At 67.4% G+C, this 19,701-nt stretch carries 15 protein-coding genes and 2 pseudogenes; 10 read left to right on the forward strand and 7 right to left on the reverse strand.

The genetic code is table 11. The annotated features are described in order from the left end of the window. Positions 1 to 416 precede the first annotated feature (416 nt). Positions 417 to 1,556, reverse strand: a complete 1,140-nt coding sequence (locus tag ACT3UF_RS11215) for a C2 family cysteine protease (RefSeq protein ID WP_444502498.1) — start codon at positions 1,554 to 1,556, stop codon at positions 417 to 419. Positions 1,557 to 1,702: 146 nt separating this feature from the next. Here ACT3UF_RS11215 and ACT3UF_RS11220 point away from each other — a divergent pair, with 146 nt between their 5' ends. Then, entirely contained in the window at positions 1,703 to 2,143 is a 441-nt protein-coding gene (locus ACT3UF_RS11220; protein ID WP_444502499.1) for a hypothetical protein, read from the forward strand. Between the two features lie 171 nt (positions 2,144 to 2,314). Here the strand turns inward: ACT3UF_RS11220 and ACT3UF_RS11225 are convergent. Then, a pseudogene (locus tag ACT3UF_RS11225) lies at positions 2,315 to 2,632 on the reverse strand (arginine deiminase-related protein); the annotation flags it as partial. Positions 2,633 to 2,724: 92 nt separating this feature from the next. On the opposite strand from ACT3UF_RS11225, the gene ACT3UF_RS11230 reads away from it, so the two are divergent. The 3 genes from ACT3UF_RS11230 (at position 2,725) to ACT3UF_RS11240 (ending at position 4,836) form a co-directional block, all read left to right on the forward strand. Beyond that, positions 2,725 to 3,033 (forward strand): transposase, encoded by a 309-nt coding sequence (locus tag ACT3UF_RS11230; protein WP_444502500.1) that lies wholly within the window; start codon positions 2,725 to 2,727, stop codon positions 3,031 to 3,033. Further along, positions 3,030 to 3,671 (forward strand): DDE-type integrase/transposase/recombinase, encoded by a 642-nt coding sequence (locus tag ACT3UF_RS11235; protein WP_444608331.1) that lies wholly within the window; start codon positions 3,030 to 3,032, stop codon positions 3,669 to 3,671. The genes ACT3UF_RS11230 and ACT3UF_RS11235 overlap by 4 nt, the downstream gene beginning before the upstream one ends. A gap of 61 nt (positions 3,672 to 3,732) precedes the next feature. Continuing rightward, positions 3,733 to 4,836, forward strand: a complete 1,104-nt coding sequence (locus tag ACT3UF_RS11240; RefSeq protein WP_444608332.1) for a tyrosine-type recombinase/integrase — start codon at positions 3,733 to 3,735, stop codon at positions 4,834 to 4,836. A gap of 32 nt (positions 4,837 to 4,868) precedes the next feature. Here ACT3UF_RS11240 and ACT3UF_RS11245 read toward each other — a convergent pair whose 3' ends face one another. Then, positions 4,869 to 6,131, reverse strand: a complete 1,263-nt coding sequence (locus ACT3UF_RS11245) for an IS256 family transposase (protein WP_343926305.1) — start codon at positions 6,129 to 6,131, stop codon at positions 4,869 to 4,871. A 70-nt stretch (positions 6,132 to 6,201) separates the two neighbouring features. Here ACT3UF_RS11245 and ACT3UF_RS11250 point away from each other — a divergent pair, with 70 nt between their 5' ends. From ACT3UF_RS11250 to ACT3UF_RS11275, 6 genes and pseudogenes are all read left to right on the forward strand, one after another. Next, on the forward strand, positions 6,202 to 6,348 hold the full coding sequence (locus tag ACT3UF_RS11250) for a hypothetical protein (protein WP_444608333.1): 147 nt from the start codon (positions 6,202 to 6,204) through the stop codon (positions 6,346 to 6,348). Next, positions 6,345 to 6,863, forward strand: a complete 519-nt coding sequence (locus ACT3UF_RS11255) for a hypothetical protein (RefSeq protein WP_444608334.1) — start codon at positions 6,345 to 6,347, stop codon at positions 6,861 to 6,863. The genes ACT3UF_RS11250 and ACT3UF_RS11255 overlap by 4 nt, the downstream gene beginning before the upstream one ends. A 72-nt stretch (positions 6,864 to 6,935) precedes the next feature. Then, complete coding sequence (locus tag ACT3UF_RS11260; protein WP_158541900.1) at positions 6,936 to 8,237, forward strand: integrase core domain-containing protein; 1,302 nt, start codon at positions 6,936 to 6,938, stop codon at positions 8,235 to 8,237. A gap of 54 nt (positions 8,238 to 8,291) precedes the next feature. Beyond that, positions 8,292 to 8,771: a tyrosine-type recombinase/integrase gene (locus tag ACT3UF_RS11265; RefSeq protein WP_444608415.1), complete on the forward strand. Its 480-nt coding sequence runs from the start codon at positions 8,292 to 8,294 to the stop codon at positions 8,769 to 8,771. After that, positions 8,768 to 9,808 carry a tyrosine-type recombinase/integrase gene (locus tag ACT3UF_RS11270; RefSeq protein WP_441458544.1) on the forward strand — a complete coding sequence of 347 codons (1,041 nt, stop codon included), beginning with the start codon at positions 8,768 to 8,770 and terminating at the stop codon, positions 9,806 to 9,808. The genes ACT3UF_RS11265 and ACT3UF_RS11270 overlap by 4 nt, the downstream gene beginning before the upstream one ends. A 107-nt stretch (positions 9,809 to 9,915) precedes the next feature. Next, positions 9,916 to 10,233, forward strand: a pseudogene (locus tag ACT3UF_RS11275) (IS3 family transposase); the annotation flags it as partial. A 35-nt stretch (positions 10,234 to 10,268) separates the two neighbouring features. Here ACT3UF_RS11275 and ACT3UF_RS11280 read toward each other — a convergent pair. The 4 genes from ACT3UF_RS11280 to ACT3UF_RS11295 all read right to left on the reverse strand — a co-directional run bounded on the left by ACT3UF_RS11280 (position 10,269) and on the right by ACT3UF_RS11295 (position 19,591). Continuing rightward, a complete protein-coding gene (locus ACT3UF_RS11280; RefSeq protein WP_444501808.1) occupies positions 10,269 to 11,579 on the reverse strand; it encodes an ISL3 family transposase in 1,311 nt (436 codons plus the stop codon). Between the two features lie 310 nt (positions 11,580 to 11,889). Continuing rightward, positions 11,890 to 18,054 (reverse strand): pullulanase-type alpha-1,6-glucosidase, encoded by a 6,165-nt coding sequence (pulA, locus tag ACT3UF_RS11285; protein ID WP_444608335.1) that lies wholly within the window; start codon positions 18,052 to 18,054, stop codon positions 11,890 to 11,892. A 219-nt stretch (positions 18,055 to 18,273) separates the two neighbouring features. Beyond that, positions 18,274 to 19,056 carry a metal-dependent hydrolase gene (locus tag ACT3UF_RS11290; protein WP_441446087.1) on the reverse strand — a complete coding sequence of 261 codons (783 nt, stop codon included), beginning with the start codon at positions 19,054 to 19,056 and terminating at the stop codon, positions 18,274 to 18,276. 136 nt (positions 19,057 to 19,192) lie between these two features. Continuing rightward, positions 19,193 to 19,591 carry a hypothetical protein gene (locus ACT3UF_RS11295; protein ID WP_262425657.1) on the reverse strand — a complete coding sequence of 133 codons (399 nt, stop codon included), beginning with the start codon at positions 19,589 to 19,591 and terminating at the stop codon, positions 19,193 to 19,195. Between the last annotated feature and the right edge of the window lie 110 nt (positions 19,592 to 19,701).

Consider the following 19,701-nt stretch of genomic DNA (forward strand, 5'->3'; position numbering starts at 1 on the left):
CGATCACCGGAGTATGACAGTCGGTCACGACGATCGGAGTCCTCCGCCCAGGTCTCGGGGAGCTTCAGAACACGGGCGCCAGGACGACCCGATCTGACCGCGACGCGGAACCCCAGGGCGTTCACTGGCAGATCAACCTCTCGCTGCACCGCTGAGCCCCTACACGTGGAGACGGTTGCGAAGACGGTGAAGCTTCCGCGCGGAGTCGAAGTCGATGCGCGATGGATCGGCCCCGCCGTCGCGCCATCAGTCGGTGACTAGCTGGTGGCGGTCACACGGACTCGCTTTCCCGGGCCGGGGCGGCAGGGTCTGCATCGCTCACGATCCACCTCTTCGTCGCTCGTGTCACAGCTGAGGCGACCGCACCGCGTGCATGCGGGCAGGGCAACGGCTGCGGGCCGAGCGGAGCCAGCGGCTCACGCGTCATGGCCGACGGTGTTGCGGGAGACGAAGTTCGCCGCGTACTCCTCCTGTGTCAGCTCGAGGACGGGAGGCTTCGACGCCGGTGGCTGCGGCGTGCCCCAGGGGTTGACGAGGACCACCACCTCTTCGCCCATCTCGTTGGTCGAAAGACCTTCGACGATGTACACGTGGCCGTCGACGACGTCTCCGTCCGGTGCGCCACCGAGCAGCCATCCTGGCGGCGTGCTGGTCACCACGGACTTGCCGTCCTCGAGGTCCGCCCGGATCGAGTCGAAGCCGGCGTCGATGGAGAGACTTCCGCTGTCGCCGGTGATCATGTCGAACCCCTTCCCGGCGAAATTCGCCTCGAGATCGCCATAGTCCCCGCCGACGTGTTCGACGGCCGCCCGCTCGTAGATGCTCATCCAGGAGATGCGTTCGGAGAAGGAGCCGCTGTCGTGGTCGATGCGTCCGCGGACTCCGTCCTTGACCAGTTCGTTCTGCGTCACGACATGCTCGACCGGTTCGCCGTTCTCGTACAGCGTCACGATCCAGTAGTCCTCATCCGGGGTGGGGCCATGGACCAGCTCGATGTTCTCTGCGATGAGCTCCGGGTTCTGCGCGGCCACGGACGCGAGCGTCGCGAGGAACCAGCAGTCACCGAAGCTGTCGCCCTGGACAGTGGTCCTCGGGTCGAACGCCTCGATCGACTCGAGGTCCACTCCGATGGTGCGCGAGCCGACGTTCCGAGGGTCCTCGAAGCCGCCCAATGAATCCTCGGTCGAGCCGCCGGACGCCCCGAAAAGGCGGCGCAGGAGGTCTTCGGCATACCCCGGGGAGTCTGCCTGTCCGAGCAGGGATCGCAGCGAACTCATCGATGACGGCATTGCGGGGCCATCCGGCGTCGAGGCGAGGTCCTGCTCGTGCGCATGTTCTGAGAGCTCGTCGGCCATCTCGTCCACGCGCTGTGCGATGCCGTCGAGCCGTGCTCGGAGAGCATGCATCTCCCGATCGAAGGCGATCCGGTGGTCACCGACCCAGATGCTCGGGTCATCGGCGTGGAGGACTGCGCTCAGGGCCTCGCGCAAGTCGCCCGCGCGTCGTCCGGCGGTCGTCCCCAAGGCGGAGAGGGCAACGGTGTCAGCACCCAGCATCAAGTACGCTCCATGGTCGAGACTGTGACTCGGATCATGCTAGATCGAGTGGTGAAGCCTGAGGGGAGGGATGGGTGAATGTGGATGAAGTACCGGAGGGACGTCGTGCCCGTTCGCGGCGCTCACTCCTCGTCGGGGTGGCGGCGATGATCGCTCTGACCGGATGCACGCCCGCGGTACCTGAGCCCGTTCCGGTGGACGAGGCCCGCGCGCAGTACCGGGAGATGCTCCCGCCGCTGCAGGAGTCGATGCTGCAGGGCGCGGACGCCAGCTGGGCCGAGGACTCGGAGCGGGTCCGTCTCGACGATGACGGGATCTGCCGTTGGTCACCAGGGGACGCGACCACCGAGATCACGCTTCCCGAGGACGACGCCGCGGCCTGGGACGCCCGTCGTGAGGCGATCAACCCCGTGCTGACAGAGCATGGGTTCGACGAGGTCGGCGACGCGATGCGGCGCAACGGTGCCCCGGCCTACGGGTTCTTCAGCGATCGCGCGGACGGCGCCGGGGTGCACGTCTACACCGCGGCGGGGACCACCGTGGTGCGCGTGTTCGGGATCCCGGTCGAGGAGTCGGCCTGCCGCTGAGGCAGATGGATACCGGCGAGCATGCAGCGCACGGAGCCGCCGGCCGCCTCGACCGTGGGCACGGGTGCGGTGAGTATTCGGCAGGAACGCTCGATGCGGCGTCGCTGCGCGGGGGGAGAGGTGAGCGGCGGCGTGCGAGGACATCACGAGGCACTGGCCTTCGCGCCCGGTCACCTCGAGGCAGTTGCCGAGGAAGCCTCGGACCTGCTCCTCGGAGAGCTCCACGACCTCGCGGCCGCTCTCCCTCAACGATCCCAGCACCCGTGCCCGTTCGGCCGTGTTCCGGATCATCTCGGCGCCCACCATGGCGACGTCGGTCCCCACGCTCATCAGCACGTTCGTGGGGTAGACCGGCACTCCGTCGGCATCGGCCGCATGGAACAGCACCGGCTCGACGCCGAGGTCGGCGCAGACCTCTGAGAACAGGCCTGGGTCCACGCGCCGGGAGCGGCAGGCATAGGCGATGCCACCGAGATGGTCGAGCACCATCGTGCCGGTCCCCTCGAGGAAGGGGACTGCCGCACGATCAGGTGTCACATGATCTGTGGCGCTGAGGAGCGTCACAGGGAAGGATGTGCACCATGCCCGCTCCCTACCCCCAGGAGTTCCGTGACGACGTCGTCCGCGTCGCCAGGAACCGCGAACCTGGCCAGAAGCTCTCGATAATCGCGAAGGACTTCGGGATCTCCGAGTCCTGCCTGACGAACTGGATGCGTCAAGCCGATGTCGAGGACGGTTCCCGGCCTGGCAAGACCCGTGAGGAGTCCACCGAGCTGCGGGATCTGCGTCGCCGTAACCGGCTGCTTGAGCAGGAGAACGAGGTCCTCCGCCGCGCGGCCGCCTACCTCTCGCAGGCGAACCTGCCGGGAAAATCCTTTACCCGCTCGTGAGCGAGCTCGCCGGCGATGGTGTCCCTGTCGCGGTGTCCTTGCGGGTCCTGAGGCTCTCCCGCCAGCCCTACTACCGCTGGCGGAAACAGCAGGTCACCGAGTCAGAGCTGGTCGAGGCCTACCGTGCCAACGCGCTGTTCGATGCCCACCGGGATGATCCCGAGTTCGGGTATCGCTTCCTCGCCGGCGAAGCGGAGGCAGCTGGCCAGCGCATGTGTGAGCGGACCGCGTGGCGGATCTGCCGAGACAACCAGTGGTGGTCCGTGTTCGGGAAGAAGCGTGGGAAGAACGGCAAGCGCTCCGGCCCGCCGGTCCACGATGACCTCGTGAAGCGGGACTTCTCCGCTGACGACGTCAACGAGCTCTGGCTGACGGATATCACCGAGCACTGGACCGACGAGGGCAAGCTCTACCTCTGCGCGATCAAGGACGTGTTCTCCGGCCGGATCGTGGGCTACTCCATCAGCGACCGGATGAAGGCTCGCCTCGCGGTAAACGCCCTGGACAACGCAATATCCAGGCGTCCTGACGCTGCCAGTTGCATCGTGCATTCGGATTATGCCGAGGTTTGTGTTAAGCCGAGGAGCTCGGTGTCTGGCGTGGTTGGAGCGGAGATCGCTGTTGGTTCCTCGGCTTAACGTTCCTGCAGTCAGTGTCTAGTGTCCGTCGTATCCATCCGTCTAGGGAAGGGACGCGGTCATGGATACGACGGTCATACAGATCGGCGCGGTCACTGTTGCAGCGCTGCGCACGGCCGACTACATGGAATCAACCATCAGGAACTATCAGAAGTCGATCAGCGCGCTGACCAGGTTCGCTGCCGACCGTGGCGGCGTCTACTCGCCCGCGTTGGGTGCCGAGTTCGCAGCGATGACTACGAGCCCGCGCACCGGTGGGTTCAGCGCACAGCGCCGCTTCGATTACGGCCGGATCGTTACCGTGTTCGACTCCTACCTGCGCACCGGTCGGGTCGATCTCGCGGTCCGTCGGCGTGGCGGCGGTGGGCCGTGGCCTGCTTCGGACGAGTTCGTAGCACTGGATGCTGCTTGGGAAGCGGACATGGCCGACCGTGGGCTGGCACCGGCCACGCGCGCTGCCTACGGCCGGGTGGCCCGCAGCTATCTCGTGTTCCTCGAGGATCGCGGGATCGACAGCCTCGAGGAGACTGATGCGGCCAGCATCCTCGCGTTCCTCGAATCGTTGCTGACCAGGTGGGCGAAGTCGTCCTTGTTCTGGGTGGTGTCGAACTTCCGCCCGTTCCTGAAGTTCACCGGCCGCCGCGAACTGGTCGATGCCGTCAACCTGGCCGGGGTGAAACGTTCGCAGACGATCCTGCCTGTCCTCGAGGACGCCGATGAACAGCGGGTCGTCGAGGCGTGTGCAACCGGCATGGTCTCCGCTCGGGATGCTGCGATCACATTGCTGGCGTTGCTGACCGGGCTACGGGCCTGCGACATCATCGCACTGCGGTTGGCAGACATCGACTGGCGCTCCCAGACGATCGGGATCGTCCAGCAGAAGACGAAGAACCCGGTGACGCTGCCGCTGCCCGGTCTTCTGGCGGTAGCGCTGGCAAGCTACGTGCTCGAGGAGCGTCCCGCCGGCGAGGACGACCACGTTTTTCTCCGCTCGGTGGCACCGTTCATCCCGTTCGTCGATCACGCCTCGATATACAAGGTGACGGCCAGAACGTTCCGGACTGCCGGCGTGATCGGAGTGAAGGCCGGGACGCGGCGCCTGCGGCACAACGCGGCCTCTCGCATGCTGCGTGCTGCCGTGGGAGGTGTCAAGTTTTCTGTGTAAGGGGCCGGTCGATCAGTCCTTCTGCCGGGTGGTCAGAGGGGGAGTCGGTTGGGGAACTGGACGGCGAAAGCGTTCAGCGCTTGGTGCCATCCCTGGGTGCCGGTGCCGAGCTCTCCGCCGCGGCGGGTTTCGATGTTCCGGATGCCCAGGTAGACCAGCTTGATCGCTGCCTCGTCCGAGGGGAACGAGCCGCGGGTCTTGGTGATCTTCCGTAGCTGGTAGTTGATCGATTCGATCTGGTTCGTGGTGTAGATGACCTTGCGGATCTCGGGAGTGAACGCGAGGAATGGGATGAAGTCTTCCCACGCGTTCCGCCAGGCCAGCACGGCTCCCGGCGCCTTGGTCTGCCATATCTCGGCGAAGGCCTCCAGCGCCAGCTGTGCGGCCTCCACGGTCGCGGCGGTGTAGATCGGGCGCATGTCCTTGGCCATCGTCTTGCGGTCGGTGTAGGAGGCGTATTTCATCGCCGAGCGCAGCAGGTGGACCACACAGGTCTGGACCACGGTCTCGGGGTAGATGCTGTTCACAGCGGCCGGCAGCCCACTCAGCCCGTCGCAGCACAGGATCAAGATGTCCTTGGTGCCGCGGTTACGGATCTCGGTCAGGACATTCGCCCAGAACTTCGCGCCCTCGCTGACGCCCAGCCATAGACCCAGCACCTGCTTGCGGCCCTCGAGATCCACGCCCACGGCGACGTGGCAGGCCTTGTTCGCCACGACACCGCCATCGCGGATCTTCAGCCAGATCGCGTCGATATAGACGATTGGATAGACCGTCTCCAGGGGCCGGGACTGCCACTGGGCGACCTCGTCGGCGACGACGTCGGTGACCCGGGAGATCGTGGCGGCGGAGACCCTGGAGCCGTAGATCTCCTCGAGGTGGGAGCCGATATCGCGGGTGGTCATCCCGCGGGCATACAGCGACAGGATCATGTCCTCGACCCTCCCGAGCCGGCGGGACCTCTTGGGCACGATCACCGGTTCGAACGAGCCGTTGCGGTCCCGCGGCACAGTGATCTGGACCGGTCCCTGGAGGGTCTGGACGGACTTAGTGGTCTTGCCGTTGCGGGAGTTGCCCGTGCCGGCGCCAGCAGGGTCGCCGGCCTCGTAGCCCAGGTGATCGCTCATCTCGGTCTCCAGCGCCCTCTCCAGCACCGCCTGGGTCATCCGCGAGAGGAGCTCCTCGACCCCGTGGCGGCCTTCTCCGAGGTCTTCAGCGGCGTTGACGAGGGCATCGACCTGGTCGGCGCTGAGCACCCCGGCAAGAGGGTTCTGGGCATCTGCAGTATCGGTCATGTCATCGGTCCTTCTCAGAGGCGGGACAGCAGGTCACACCTCGGTTCGAGACCGGACCCTTACACAGCTAATGAAACACCCTCCTGCCGTGCCGCTGCCGACGATCTCGGCGGTGCTCGGACACGCCAGCCAGGAGTCGACCAACGTGTATATGAGCGTCGATGACCAGCGTCTCCTGCAGTGCGTGTTGCCGGTGCCGGCGGGAGCCCGGTCATGAACGCCCACGGTTTCACCAGCGTGTTCGCCACCGATCTGACGGCTTATCTCGCATTCAAGGAGAGCATGGGCTTCTACGGCGTCTCCCGGATCTGGTATCTGAAACAGTTCGACGCTTACTGCACCCGCCACGACCTGCGCGTCTTCGATCGGGACACCGTCGAAGGATGGGTGACCGCCCAGCTGGCGCGCTCTGGCCGGTACCGGTCGTGGATGTCCTACATCCGCGACGTCGGACGATGGCTCCAGACCCAGGGGCACACGAGCGCCTACGTGCTCTCTGACCAATGGAAGGCCCCGTTCATCCGGGTCACCCCCTACCTGCTCAACCGGGACGAGATCGAGCGTTTCTTCACCGCCGCGGCCCAGCTTGACGCGCAGTCACCGTGGCGGTGGCAGGCGATCGCGTTCTTCACGCTGATGCACTCCTGCGGGCTACGAACCGGCGAAGCTCGCGCTCTGTTGGCCGCGCAGGTCGACCTCGACGACGGGTGTTATGTCGCAGGACATCGGTGACAGTTCTGTATCAGGACATCGGTGACACTTCCGTGGCTCTTGGTGGTGACACTTCGCCGGTAAAAATGGGCGGTGAGCAGAAACGAGCCCGTCGATCCCACTGTCCGCCTGGCCATCTCGCGGTGGCCTGATGACGCGCCGCGTGGGTCGGTGAGCACGTTCTGCGTCGAGCACGGCATCTCGCGCAAGACGTTCTACGTCCTCCGTGCTCGCGCCCGCGTCGATGGGCCCGCGGCCGTGCTCGAGCCCCGCACCAAACGACCACATACCTCCCCGGGCCAGCTCGATGAAGAGGTCAAGGACCAGGCTGTTCAGGTCCGCGCCGCACTCGAAGCGTCTGGGCTGGATCACGGTCCGATCAGCGTCCACGACCGGATGAAAGCGATGGGACTTGAAGCGCCATCGATCGCGGCCCTGGCACGGATCTTCCGCGAACGAGGCGTGGCTCGACTGGAGCCGAGGAAGCGGCCTCGCGCGTCCTGGCGGCGGTTCGTCTATCCGGCACCGAACGCGTGCTGGCAGCTGGATGCGACCCAGTACGTCCTCACCAACGGCCGGACCTGCGTGATCTTCCAGCTCCAGGACGATCATTCGCGCCTCGCGGTCGCCTCTCACGTGGCGGGCAGCGAGACCGCTGAAGCAGCGATCGCGGTGTTCAACAAGGGCACCGCGCGTTGCGGAACTCCACAGCGTCTGCTCACCGACAACGGAGCCGCGCTGAACCCCACGCGCCGTGGGATGAAGGGCCAGCTCGTCATCCACGTGACCGCGCTGGGAGTCGAGGCGATCACCGGGAAGCCCTACAAGCCGACCACGCAGGGCAAGAACGAACGATTCCACCAGACCTTGTTCCGCTGGCTGGACAAGCAGCCCATCGCGGGAAGCATCGAAGAGCTCCAAGCACAGGTCGACGAGTTCGACGTCATCTATAACGAGCAACGCCCTCACCAGGGACTTCCCGGACGGATCACACCACGCCAAGCCTGGGACGCGACTGAGCCGGCACCGTCTCCCCGGCCTGTCGTGGAGCCCAGCCTGATCATCGAGTCCGTCGGGGACAGCAAGAAGCGTTCCCGGAAGCTCCCCCGGGAGCGGGTCATCCAGACCGGTGAACGAACACGGGTGGTGAACAACAACGGCACGATCACCCTCCACGGCGTCGCGTTCCAGGTCTCCTACCCTCATGCCCAGCAGGAAGTGCACGTCCTCGTCGAACAGGCCAGCGTCACGTTCGTCGACCTTCACGGCGAGATCCTGGCCGAGCACGCTTGGCCCCCGCTCGGCATCCGATACGCCTCCAAGCACACGGGTCAACGGAGCGGCAAACGCCGAGGCCGGCCACCGAAGAACCCCGAACCGTCACCGATGTCCTGAGACATCAACTGTCACCGATGTCCTGATACAGAACTGTCACCGAAGTCCTGAGACATCACAGACCTCGACGACGGGCACCTCGACATCGTGGGGGCCAAAGCCCGGCGCAGCCGCCGTCTGCCCCTGACCGATCAGATCGTCGAAATCCTGGCCGTCTGCGACCAGAGATCCCAAGCCCGCTTCGGGGCGCATCAGACGTTCTTCGTTTCGGCCGCCGGGACCCCGGTGACTGCGGCAGCGGTCGGTGTGATCTTCCGTCGCATCTGGGACCAGGCCGGCCTGCCTCGCCCCACGGCCGGCAGACAGCCGCGACCTTACGACTTCCGGCACCACTTCGCCTACGCCAACCTCGAACGCTGGATGGGCGAGGGCACTGACGTGACCGCGATGCTGCCCTACCTCTCCCGCTACATGGGCCACGCGACCTTCGAGTCGACCTACTACTACGTCCACACCTCTCCTGACTTCCTGGACGCCTACGCCACCATCGCTCGCGAGAGCCAGTCGCTGCTGCCGGAGGTTGGATTCGAATGAGACGCGACCCGAAAACCGGAGCCCCGGACTTCTGGGTCCTGGCCCGAGACTTCTTCCACGCCTACATGCCCACCGTTCGCGGGCTGTCGCCGAAGACGATCGAGGCTTACCGGATCAGCCTGGAGTGCTTACTGACCTTCCTTGCCGACCACGAGCACCTCGACCGCGCAGATATGACGTTCGACCACTTCGACCGGCCCCACCTGAAAGCGTGGCTGGCCTGGATGCGGGCGGACCGACAGTATGCGGCGAGGACCATCACGCTCCGGCTCAGCGCCATCAAAGCGTTCCTGGCCTACGCCGCGAGTGAGGACCTCACCCTCGTCGCGCTTCACCAGCAGGCGAAGACGCTCAAAGCCCCGACCGCGCCCCGAGCACCCATCGAATACCTCACCGACGACGAGCTGCGAGCCGTGCTCGCCGCCTTCACCGGCCAGACGGCGAAATCGCGCCGGAACCGGATGCTGCTCATCCTCCTTTATGACACCGCTGCCCGCGTCGGCGAGATCACCAACCTGACCCTGCAGGACCTATCCCTGACCGCGCCCGGACGCGTCACACTGACCGGAAAACGCCACAAGACCCGCATCGTGCCGCTCACCGAGAGAACGATCGAGCACCTGCGCGTCTACCTCGCTGAGTTCCACCCCGGCCCGGCCACGCCGCCCGCAACCAGGCCGGTGTTCTACAGCCTGCACCGCGGAGAACCGACCAGTATCTCCTCCGACACGGTCGCCGCGGTTCTGAAAAAGGCCGCCGCGATCGCGACCGCGGACTGTCCCTCGGTGCCGGAGCGCATCCACTGCCACATGCTTCGCAAGACCAAGGCCATGGACCTCTACACACAAGGCATTCCACTGCCGATCATCATGCGGCTGCTCGGCCACGAGAACGCCTCCACCACCTCGGCGTTCTACGCCTTCGCGACCCTGGACATGATGCGCGATGCCATTGACGCCGCCACTCCGATGACCAGCACTCCGGCTGCTGAAAGACTCACCGAGGACACGCTCAATGCCCTCTACAACCTCCGATAGCGCCGCATCGGTAAGCCGAGGAACCAGCAGCGACCCCCGCTCCAACCACGCCAGACACCGAGCTCCTCGGCTTAACACAAACCTCGGCATAATCGCTGTTAAGCCGAACTCGGTTTAACAGCGACCGCGGATCTCAGTTCAGGTCGCGAAAATTCGTGCACGCTCTGAACCGTCACCACCTCGTGGGATCGATGGGGAAAGTCGGTGCGGCCGGGGACAACGCAGCGATGGAGTCCTTCTTCGCTCTGCTGCAGAAGAACGTCCTGAACCGACGTCGATGGCGAACCCGGGAAGAGCTGCGGATCGCAATCGTCACCTGGATCGAGAGGACGTACCACCGTCGCCGTCGACAGGCCCGTCTGGGCCGGTTGACCCCCATCGAGTACGAGGCCATCATGAACCCGACCGTCAGCCTGGCGGCCTAACCTCAGCTGACACCTGATCGCGCATCAGTCCCGACTCATCGCATGCGAGGGTGTAGCTGGTTTCTGAAGCCTCCTGATTCGAGGAGACTGCGAGCGATGTAGTTCGTGAGATTCCGGAAGCCGAGGGCTGAACCGCAGAGGTGTTCGAGTCGGCCGTTGATCGCCTCGGTGGGGCCGTTGCTGGTGCCGGGGCGATCGAAGAACGCCAGGATGTCGTCCGCGCGCTTGGTCAGCGTCCGGCCGAGCTTTCCCAACTCCACGAGGGCGTCCGGGGCCGCCGCCCGGAGGGCCGCGATGACCTTCTCCATCATCGCTCTGGCTCTGGTCCTGGCGGGTTCTCGATAGTCGGCGATCATCGCCTGGTAGACCTCCCAGGTCGCCTCGACCGCCGCATGCTTCTCGCTCGCGAACAGGGCGCTGAGGCGCTCGGATTGACGGTTGGTCAGAAGGCTGATCCCGGTGTGGAGGGTGCGGCGGGACTTGTAGAGGGGGTCGCCTTTGCGGCCCCGACGCTGGTGGAGCTGCTGCTGGACGCGGCGGCGGCAGTCATCCAATGAGCCCCCGGCGAGGCGGACGACGTGGAAGGGATCCATGACCGCGACCGCGCCGGGCAGGACCTCGCTCGTGGCGCTCTTGAACCCCGTGAACCCATCCATTGCCACCACCTCGATGCGGTCCTTCCACGCCTCGGGGCGAGCTTCGAGCCAGGCCTTGAACGCCGCCTTGGAGCGGCCCTCGAGCATGTCCAGCAACCGAGCCGGCCCGGTCTTGTCCCTGGTGGGGGTGAGGTCGATGATCACCGTGACGTACCTGTCGCCGCGGCGGGTGTGGCGCCAGACGTGCTCGTCGACGCCGATCACGCGGACCCCGTCGAAGCGGGCCGAGTCATCGATCAGCAGTCGTTTCCTCTCGGCCAGGACGGCGTCGTTGGCGGTGTGCCAGGCGACGCCCAGCCCAGCGGCGACCCGCGCGATCGAGAGGTGATCGATGACCAGAGTCTCCAGCGCCCAGCGGATCCCGCCCCGGGAGAGTTTCGCCCGCTCAGCTGCTGCAGTGGTGGTGTCTTCGCGCCAGTGGGTTCCGCAGTGGTCGCACCGGTAGCGGCGGATCCGCACCAGCAAAGTCGTAGGGCAGTGGCCGAACGGCTCATGCGCCAGGGACCGGGAGATGGAGCCCCGCGAAGTCGAGAGTGCTCCGCAGGCCCGGCACCACGGGTCCTCATCGACGAGCCGGCACTCCAGCATCGCCCGTTCGGGTGTGAGTCTCTGGCCGACCACGACCAGACCGAGCTCCCCGAGGCGGGCGAAGGTCGTCAGGTCGGGACTGTCGAAGGTAGCGTTGGGCATGTCGAGGTCTTCCAGACGGTGAGCGTCAGAACTTCCATCTTCGGGAGACCTCGACGTCTATCCCGGCACCGACGCGCCCACCTCACGCCCCGCAGCTACCCCCTCACCTGCGAAGAGCCAGATCTGTCCACTGCGCAGCGCCCGCGACCTCACCGTGACACGCGGAGTTCTCGTCCCGGATCGTGAGGACTCCTGTGGCGGTAGATTCGGACGGCGAGCGGCGAGCGGCGAGCGGCGGGCGCTGGGCGTGCGCGCTCCGCGGCCCGGAAAGGGCGTGGAGCGCGCGATCCCCTGATCGGGACGGGGTCCGTCACCCCCGGCTGCGGGCCCGCGCAGTCAGTGAGATGCCGATACCGAGTGCGAGCGCCGCCGCGAGCGCCCAGGGCAGGACCTCGAGGCCGGTTCGGGCGAGCGGCCCGCGGGAACCGTCGGCCGCCGGATCATCCTGCGAGCCGGTGCCGGTGCTGGTGCCGGTGCCGGAGTCGGAAGCGTCGTCATCGACGGAGTCGCCGTCACCGGGAGCTTCGCCTCCGCCGTCGGGCGCCTCGCCGTCACCAGGGGCCTGGCCATCATCGCCCCCGCCAGGCTGCTCCCCGCCCTCGTCGCCGCCACCGGGCTGCTCCCCGTCGCCAGGCTTGTCTCCGCCGCCGTCACCGGGATCCTCCCCACCGCTTCCGGCATGCGGGGCCACGAACACCGCGACGGTCTGCGCGGGCACGGTGACGGTGCCGGTGTCCGCATCCCAGGTGGCCTGCTTGACCACCTCGTCGGCGCCGTCGGCCTGCACCTCGTGCAGCTGGTACTCGAGTCCGGCCATGCCGTCGATCGCCTCGGTGATCGGCTCACCGGTCGCGTTGAACACGGTGACCAGCCCGTCGAGCGCCGGATCCGCGTCCACGCCCACGGTGTCGTCGACCCGCATCACCAGCAGACCGGCGGTGGCGTCGGCGCCGGCGTTGGGGAAGCTGACCTTCTGCCGGATCAGCTCCGCGTCGCCGAGGGTGAACAGGGTCGAGGAGGAGCGCATCCGCAGCAGATCCAGGGTGACCTCGCTCGAGAGTCCGATGTCCTCCGGGGTCGGGGTCTTCGCCGGATCCTCGAGCATCGGCACCATCAGATCCCAGGCCTCGCCGTTCTTCTCCTCCGGCGGCAGGCCGTTGCCGAACCCGTTGGTCTGCTTCGTCCAGTCGATCGTGTTGAAGTGGTCGCCGGAGTTATAGCTGTCGCGGTCCAGCGACTTCGAGCGCAGCAGATCTGTGCCGCCCGCCCAGAACGAGGGGGACTGGCCCAGGGTCACCGTGGCCAGGGACAGCGTGTTCATCCGCAGCCTGGTCTCCAGGGTGGCATCCTGCGGCAGCTTCCACACGTTCATGTCGTACAGCGCCTCGTTGTCATGCGCGTCGACATAGTTGACCGCCTCCTCGGGACGGGTGGCGTACCCGGCGGGAGCGCCGTTGTAGTCCAGCTGATCACCGCGCACCACCTCCCCGGTCGAGCTCAGCAGCTCGTAGTCGGCGAGGTTGCCGGCCATCCCGATCCGGATCAGGTCGGTGCGGTGGCGCAGGTCGGTCAGCTGCTCCTCCTCGCCCACCTCCGCGAACCCGTTCGGCATCGTGGACAGGCCGTTGCCGAAGCCCTGCACGGTGCGCTTGTCGGTATCGAAGGGGCTGCCTCCGTGAACGGCATCCCGCAGCCGGTCGTTGAAGGTGCCGATCGAGGTGCCGCCCAGCTGTCCCTGGGTGGCCTGCGTGAAGCGGGCGTTGCCGGCGATCTCGCCGAAGTCCCAGCCCTCGCCATAGAGGTAGATGCTCTTCCCGTCCACCCCGTCGGCCTCGAGCGTCAGCTCGTCCAACGCTTCGCGCACGGCGAGCATGTTGTCGGCGCTGTGATGGCCCATCAGGTCGAAGCGGAATCCGTCCACGTGGTACTCGCGGGCCCAGAGCACGGTGGAGTCGACCATGAGCTTCTGCGCCATGTCGTGCTCGGTGGCGATGTTCGAGCAGCAGGTGGAGTTCTCCACCCCGCCGTCGAGATTCAACCGCTGGTAGTAGCCGGGAACGATCCGGTCCAGCACCGAGGTGTCGGCCTGACCGTGCGCGGCGGTGTGGTTGTAGACCTGATCGAGCACCACCTGCAGGCCCATCCCGTGCAGCTCGCCCACCATGGAGCGGAACTCTGCGGTGCGCTCACCACCGATCTGGTGACCTGTGGTCGCATAGGAGCCCTCGGGGCTCATGTAGTGCAGCGGGTCGTAGCCCCAGTTGTAGGGGTCCTGGTCCGCGACAGCGGTCACCGCCGCCTGCTGCTCGGTCGAGGAGGGTCCGGCGTCGGCCGGAAGATCCGGCTGGACCTGCGCGGCGCGGTCCTCCTCGATGGTGGCGATATCGAAGGTGGGCAGCAGATGCACGGTGGTCACGCCCGCCTCGGCGAGCTCACCGAGCCGTGCCGACCCTGCCGAATCCGGGTGCCCGAAGGCGGCATAGCTGCCCCGGACCTCCTCGGGCAGAGCCTCGTCACCGGCGGAGAAGTCCCGCAGGTGCAGCTCGTAGATGGTCTGATCGGCGAACTGCGCGACCGCCGGGGCGGAGGTGTCGGTCCAGACCTCCGGCGCCCAGCGTGGATCTGCGAGATCCAGCAGCACCGAGTGCTGCGAGTTCAGGGTCAGGCCCACGGAGTACGGGTCGGTGACGGTGTTGGTGACCACCTCGCCGAGGGAGGGGACGAAGACGTCCACGGCGAAGGTGTAGGCCTGATCGGTCCAGTCGGCCTCGCCGGTCGCGGCCCACACGCCGCCGGCTCCGCGCTCCATCGCGATCTCGGTTGCGGCGACGGCACGAGCGGCCGACGGATCAGCGGCCGACGGATCACCCGCCGCCTCCGCCGGGCCGTGCAGCTGCAGCGTCACGTTCTGGGCGGTCGGTGCCCACAGCGACAGGGTGGGCACTCCATCGCTCCAGCTCACGCCGAGTTCCTGCTCGGCGGCATCTCCCGCGTAGAGATCATCGAGCACTCCGGGGATCTGCAGCCCGGTGAGGACTTCGATCCCGTCCGGGCCGTACTGGGCCAGTGCCAGCTCACCGCGCAGCGCCTCCTCGAGCACTGCCCGGTCCAGCGCCGGCAGCTCGAGCGCGAGGAAGTCCTTCAGGTGCCCGCGCCCGGCGAGCTCGGCCTCTTCCAGACCGCCGTCCCGCAGGGTCAGCTCGCCGAGGCTCTCGCCCCCGGTGACCTCGCCGTCTGCGACGGTGAGCCCGCCGGTCGGCGCCGTGAACAGCTCCCAGCGGGTGTCCTCGCCGGCGGTGACCAGGTTCGTGGGCCAGGCGATGGTGCCGGCGTCCACGAAGTGGCCGAGCTGCTTGCCGGAGCCGGCGGTCAGCGGATCGGCGGCCTCGATGGTCAGCTGATGGGTGGCCAGATCGTAGGTGAAGGTCACGATCTCTCCGTCCTGGGTGGAGAAGGTGTAATTGCCGCCGCCCGGCTCACCGCCCACGCCGTAGCTCTCATCCCAGGATCCTCCGTGAGCGGCCTTCACCTCGTAGGACCCGCCGGGGACCTCGTCGGTGGTGAACGTGTGCACGCCGTCGCCGTCGACATCCTGCATCCAGGTGCGCATGCATCCGGGCATCCAGTCCTCGGGGCAGCCGAGCGCGGCGTTGAAGGAGCCGGGCAGGGTGATGAACGGACCCTGGGCGCTGTTCTGCACGACGTGCGTGGCCGGGTCGTACCAGAAGGTCAGCGGCCCACCCTCATGGGTATAGGTGATGTCCTCGCCGCCGGGCACGCCGCCCGCGCCGTAGTTCTCGTCCCAGCTCCCGCCGACAGCGACCTTGAAGGCGAAGTCGCCGGCCGGGATGTCGAAGGTGCCGGTGTACTTCCCGGAATCGGCATCCAGGGCGAGCTGGGCGGCGGTGCAGTCCGGCTGCCAGTCGCCCGGGCAGCCCATCGCGGCATTATGCGAGCCGGGCAGCGTCACGGACAGCTCGTCGATCGCGCCCGGGCCCTCCTCGGAACCGGCGGCGGAGAGGTCCGCGCCGACGACGGCCGTGGTCGAGTCCGCGACCCGGTCCCCGGCCGCGTCGGTGGAGACCGCGCGGTACTCGAGCAGGGTGCCCACGGGCAGCGAGCTCACGTCGTGGAACACACGCGGGGTGTCGTCCTCCGCGGTGCCGAGCGCGGTCCAGGTCGCTTCGCCGGCGAGGCGCCAGCTGAAGGAGGTCTCGGCCCAGCGGTCGGCGGTGACGTCGGCGCTGATCGGTGCCTGACCCTCGACCTTCGCGCCGTCGGCGAGATCGAGCGTGATCGCCTGCGCGTCACCGGCGGCGACGACGGGCGCATCGGCGACCAGCACCACGGCGCCGAGTGCGGGCACCGTGATCTCGACGGTGCCGTCCGCCGCGGCGGTCACCGGGGCGTGGTCGCCGTACAGCGAGGTAAAGCTCGCGCCCGGGGTGAGGGTGGTGAGGGTGACGGTGCGCGCCTCGGGGGAGTTGTTCAGCGCGACCAGGTGCTCGAGCTGCTCCTCGCGGTCCACGCGGGAGAAGGCGTAGATGCCGGCGCCCTCCTCCGCGTGCAGCTCGATCTGTGCGCCGGTGGCGAGCGCCGGGGTGGAGTTGCGCAGCGTGGCGAGCTCGCTGATCAGCGGGTACAGCTGGGCGTCGGTCGAGAAGTGCTCGCCGTCGCCGTAGGGGCTGCCGTCGATCAGGGTGTCGTCGAGATAGGAGGGGACCTGGCTGGCGAACATCGACTGGCGGGCGTCCTTGTCGTTGCCGTCGCCCGCGAAGCCCTGCTCGTCGCCGTAGTAGATCACCGGCTGGCCACGGGTCAGCAGCATCGTCTCGTGTGCGAAGGCGGTCCGCTCGCCGAGCCGGTCGGAGCCGGCCAGCAGGTAGCCGATGCGGCCCATGTCGTGGTTGCCCACGAAGGTGGGCAGGTCCGCGGCGGAGGAGTCTGCCGTCGTGTAGTGGTCATCCGCGGCGAACAGGCCGGCCATGCCCTGCGCGGTGAACCCCTTCGCCCAGTTCGTCGCGGTGGACTGGTAGGCGAAGTCGAGCACCGAGTCCATCTCGGTCTCGCGCACATAGGGGGAGAGCTTGGTGGCGTCGGCGTCGTACACCTCGCCGAAGGTGAAGAACTGCTCCCCGGCCGGGGCCGCGCCCTGGTGATCGACGAGGGTCGAGGTGAAGGCCTGCCAGAACTGGAAGTCGACGTGCTTGGCGGTGTCGATGCGGAAGCCGTCGATCCCGAAGTCCATCCAGGTGGTGTAGATGTCCTCCATCGTGGCCAGCACCCGCGGATCCTCGGTCATCAGGTCATCCAGGCCGTCGAAATCACCGAAGGTCACCGACTCGCCCTCCCACGTCGAGTTGCCGCGGTTGTGGTACATCGTCACGTCATTCAGCGCCTCGGGGACCATCACCTGGTTCTCCGCCGAACGCACCGGGGTGTAGGGGAACGAGCTCGCCGGATCCATGGCCGGGAACTCCGCGGACTGCGCCAGCGCGGTGACGTCCACCGGATTTCCGGCCGCGTCGAGGTACGGGCTGGTCGCCTGGTCGACGTAGCCGTACTCGCCCTCCTCGTAGTCGATGAGGTCGGCGGTGTGGTTGGTGATGATGTCGAAGTAGACCTTGATGCCGCGCGCGTGGGCATCGTCGATCAGCGCTTTGAGCTCCTCGTTCGTGCCCAGGTGCGGGTCGATGGTGGTGAAGTCGGTGACCCAGTAGCCGTGATAGCCGGCGCTCGCATCCTCGCCCTCGCCCTGGACCGGGTTGTTGGTGAAGGACGGGGTCAGCCAGATCGCGCTCATCCCCAGGCCCTCGATGTAGTCCAGCTGCGAGTGGAGCCCGGCGATGTCGCCGCCCTGGTAGAAGCCCTTGTCGGTAGGGTCGAAGCCGTGATCCAGGCGCTCGCCGTCGATGCCACCGGTGTCGTTGGCGGGGTCGCCGTTCTCGAAGCGGTCGGTGAGCACGAAGTAGAAGGTCTCGCCGCCGCCGGGGTGGCGGTAGGGGGCGTGCGCGAGCTCGGCATCCTGCTCGGTGTACTCCCCGCCCTGCTCCGCGAGCGCGACGGAGAGCCGGGACGTCTCTTCGTCGAAGCGGAAGGTCACGCGGGTGGGCGCGGCGACGGCCAGCGGGATGTTGTCCTCTCCGCCGTCCAGCCCGTAGGCCGTATCCCAGCTGCCGCCGATCGCCGCCTTGACCTCGTACTGCCCGGCGGGGACCTCGAAGGTCGACTCCCACTGCCCGGCCACAGCGGTGGGGGCGAGCGCGCTCGCCTCGCACGTCGGGTCCCAGTCCGCCTCGCAGCCCAGCTCGTCCTGCAGGGAGCCGGCGAGCACCGGCTGATCGGGGCCGAGGGCGAACACCAGCGGCGCGGTGCCGAGGATCGTGGCCGTCGCCATCAGCAGCGAGGTGACCGCCGCGAGCAGGCGGGAGCGGGTGGCAATGCGGGTGGGATGGGCAGACCGCGGGACCGACATGCGGGGACTCCTCTGTCCGAGCAAGGGCGCCGGCCGGGGCCGACGGGGGAGGGCGCGCAGGAGCCGACGGGAGACGACGATCCTGCAAGAACTGCAAGGCGAAACCCGCGACCGAGCGGTGTTTGCCGTCTCCACCGTAGGGGGTGCAGGTCACCTGCTCAAGGGTGAGAGTAGAACCTGCAAGATCTTTCAGGATTCTGGGCTCTGTTCACCCGCGTTTCAGAGGCTCAACACCTCGGGTGCCCCGGCGATGGTGGCGATCGTCGTGACCGCGGCGTAGCCGGTCAGCACCGTGCACAGCAGCCATTCGCGCGCGCTGCCGGCGTTGCCCAGCAGCGGCAGGGCGATGTCGCCGCTGCGCTGCCAGAAGGGCGAGGCCAGTCGCTTCGGCGGTTTCACCGTTAGCGGCCAGGTGGGGAAGGGGATCCCGTCGGTGGTGAGCAGGTCGCCGACGAGATGGGCCAGCGCCCCCACCGCCACGGCGGCCGGCAGCCAGATCGACGTGTCCGGCGCGATGACCCCGACCAGCAGCCCGGAACCGGCGCCCACGACCCACGGCAGCAGTCTTCCCTTGACCGCCTTCAGCGCCCGGGTGCCGAAGGCGCACATCACGGCGACCAGGAGCGCGGCGCCAGCCTGCACCTCGCCCAGCACGGGTACCTGGACCTGCCAGTCGAGCCCGTTCACGAGCGCCGCCAGCGTGGTGAAGGCGGCGACGGCGAGGAGGGTGTGGGTCGCCCCGCGGTGCCCGGCCAAGGAGCCGACCATCCGGGTGAGCGCCTTGGTGAGGCCGCCGCCGGAGCGGGAGATCGTGGCACTGGGATGGTCGATATCCGGCAGCAGGGCCGCGCCGGTGGAGACCACCGCCCCGGCGATCACCTGCTCAGGGGTCAGGTCCCACAGGTCCAGTCCCGCCACGTGCCCCATCATCGAGGTGGAGCCGGCCAGGGCCATCCAGGCGGCGGTGCCGCTGATCGCGTGATGTCCGCCCATCATGGGCATCGTCCTCCTCGGGAGTCGTCCTGTGCGGTCCCACCTGGGAAGTGGGCGGGGAGCCGCTGGTGGGACGCAGGACGTCACCGGGGGAGGAGGACCGCTGGGAAGACTACCGGCGGGTCATGACAGCGGACGGCGTTCGTCAGCCTCGCGGGCTGCTCTTGGAGCTGCTCCGCTGATGCAGTACCTCCGCCACATGAAAGGCGCAGACCGCGATGCCGATGCCGACGATCACTCCGATCAAGCGTCCGGTCCACGAGAATCCCTCGGACACCGACATCACCAGCATCAGAGCGAGCAGGAGCGCCACGATGAAGCCGCTCTCGGACCAGGAGCGCGGGACCACGGGATCGAAGCCGCGGGAGAGCACCACCAGGGCGAACGCGATTCCTACCGCGCCGCCCACGAAGCTGACGACCAGGGTGAACGTCGCCGAATAGGGGAGCAAGGTGCGGACCAGGATCACCCCGATCGCGATCACGAACAGGCTGCGATACGGCTCGGGCACACGCACCGGATGTCGCCATTCCACAATGTTCATCGCGTCACGCCTCCAGCAGCAGCAGGAAAGGGGAGGCGTCGTGCGCGAGGGTGTGGCGGGCGATGACATCGGTGTCGAGCAGCGGCGTAACGGTCATGCCTCACGGTATC

The sequence above is a fragment of the Brachybacterium sp. AOP24-D1-21 genome (genome assembly GCF_052378665.1).
GTDB lineage: Bacteria > Actinomycetota > Actinomycetes > Actinomycetales > Dermabacteraceae > Brachybacterium.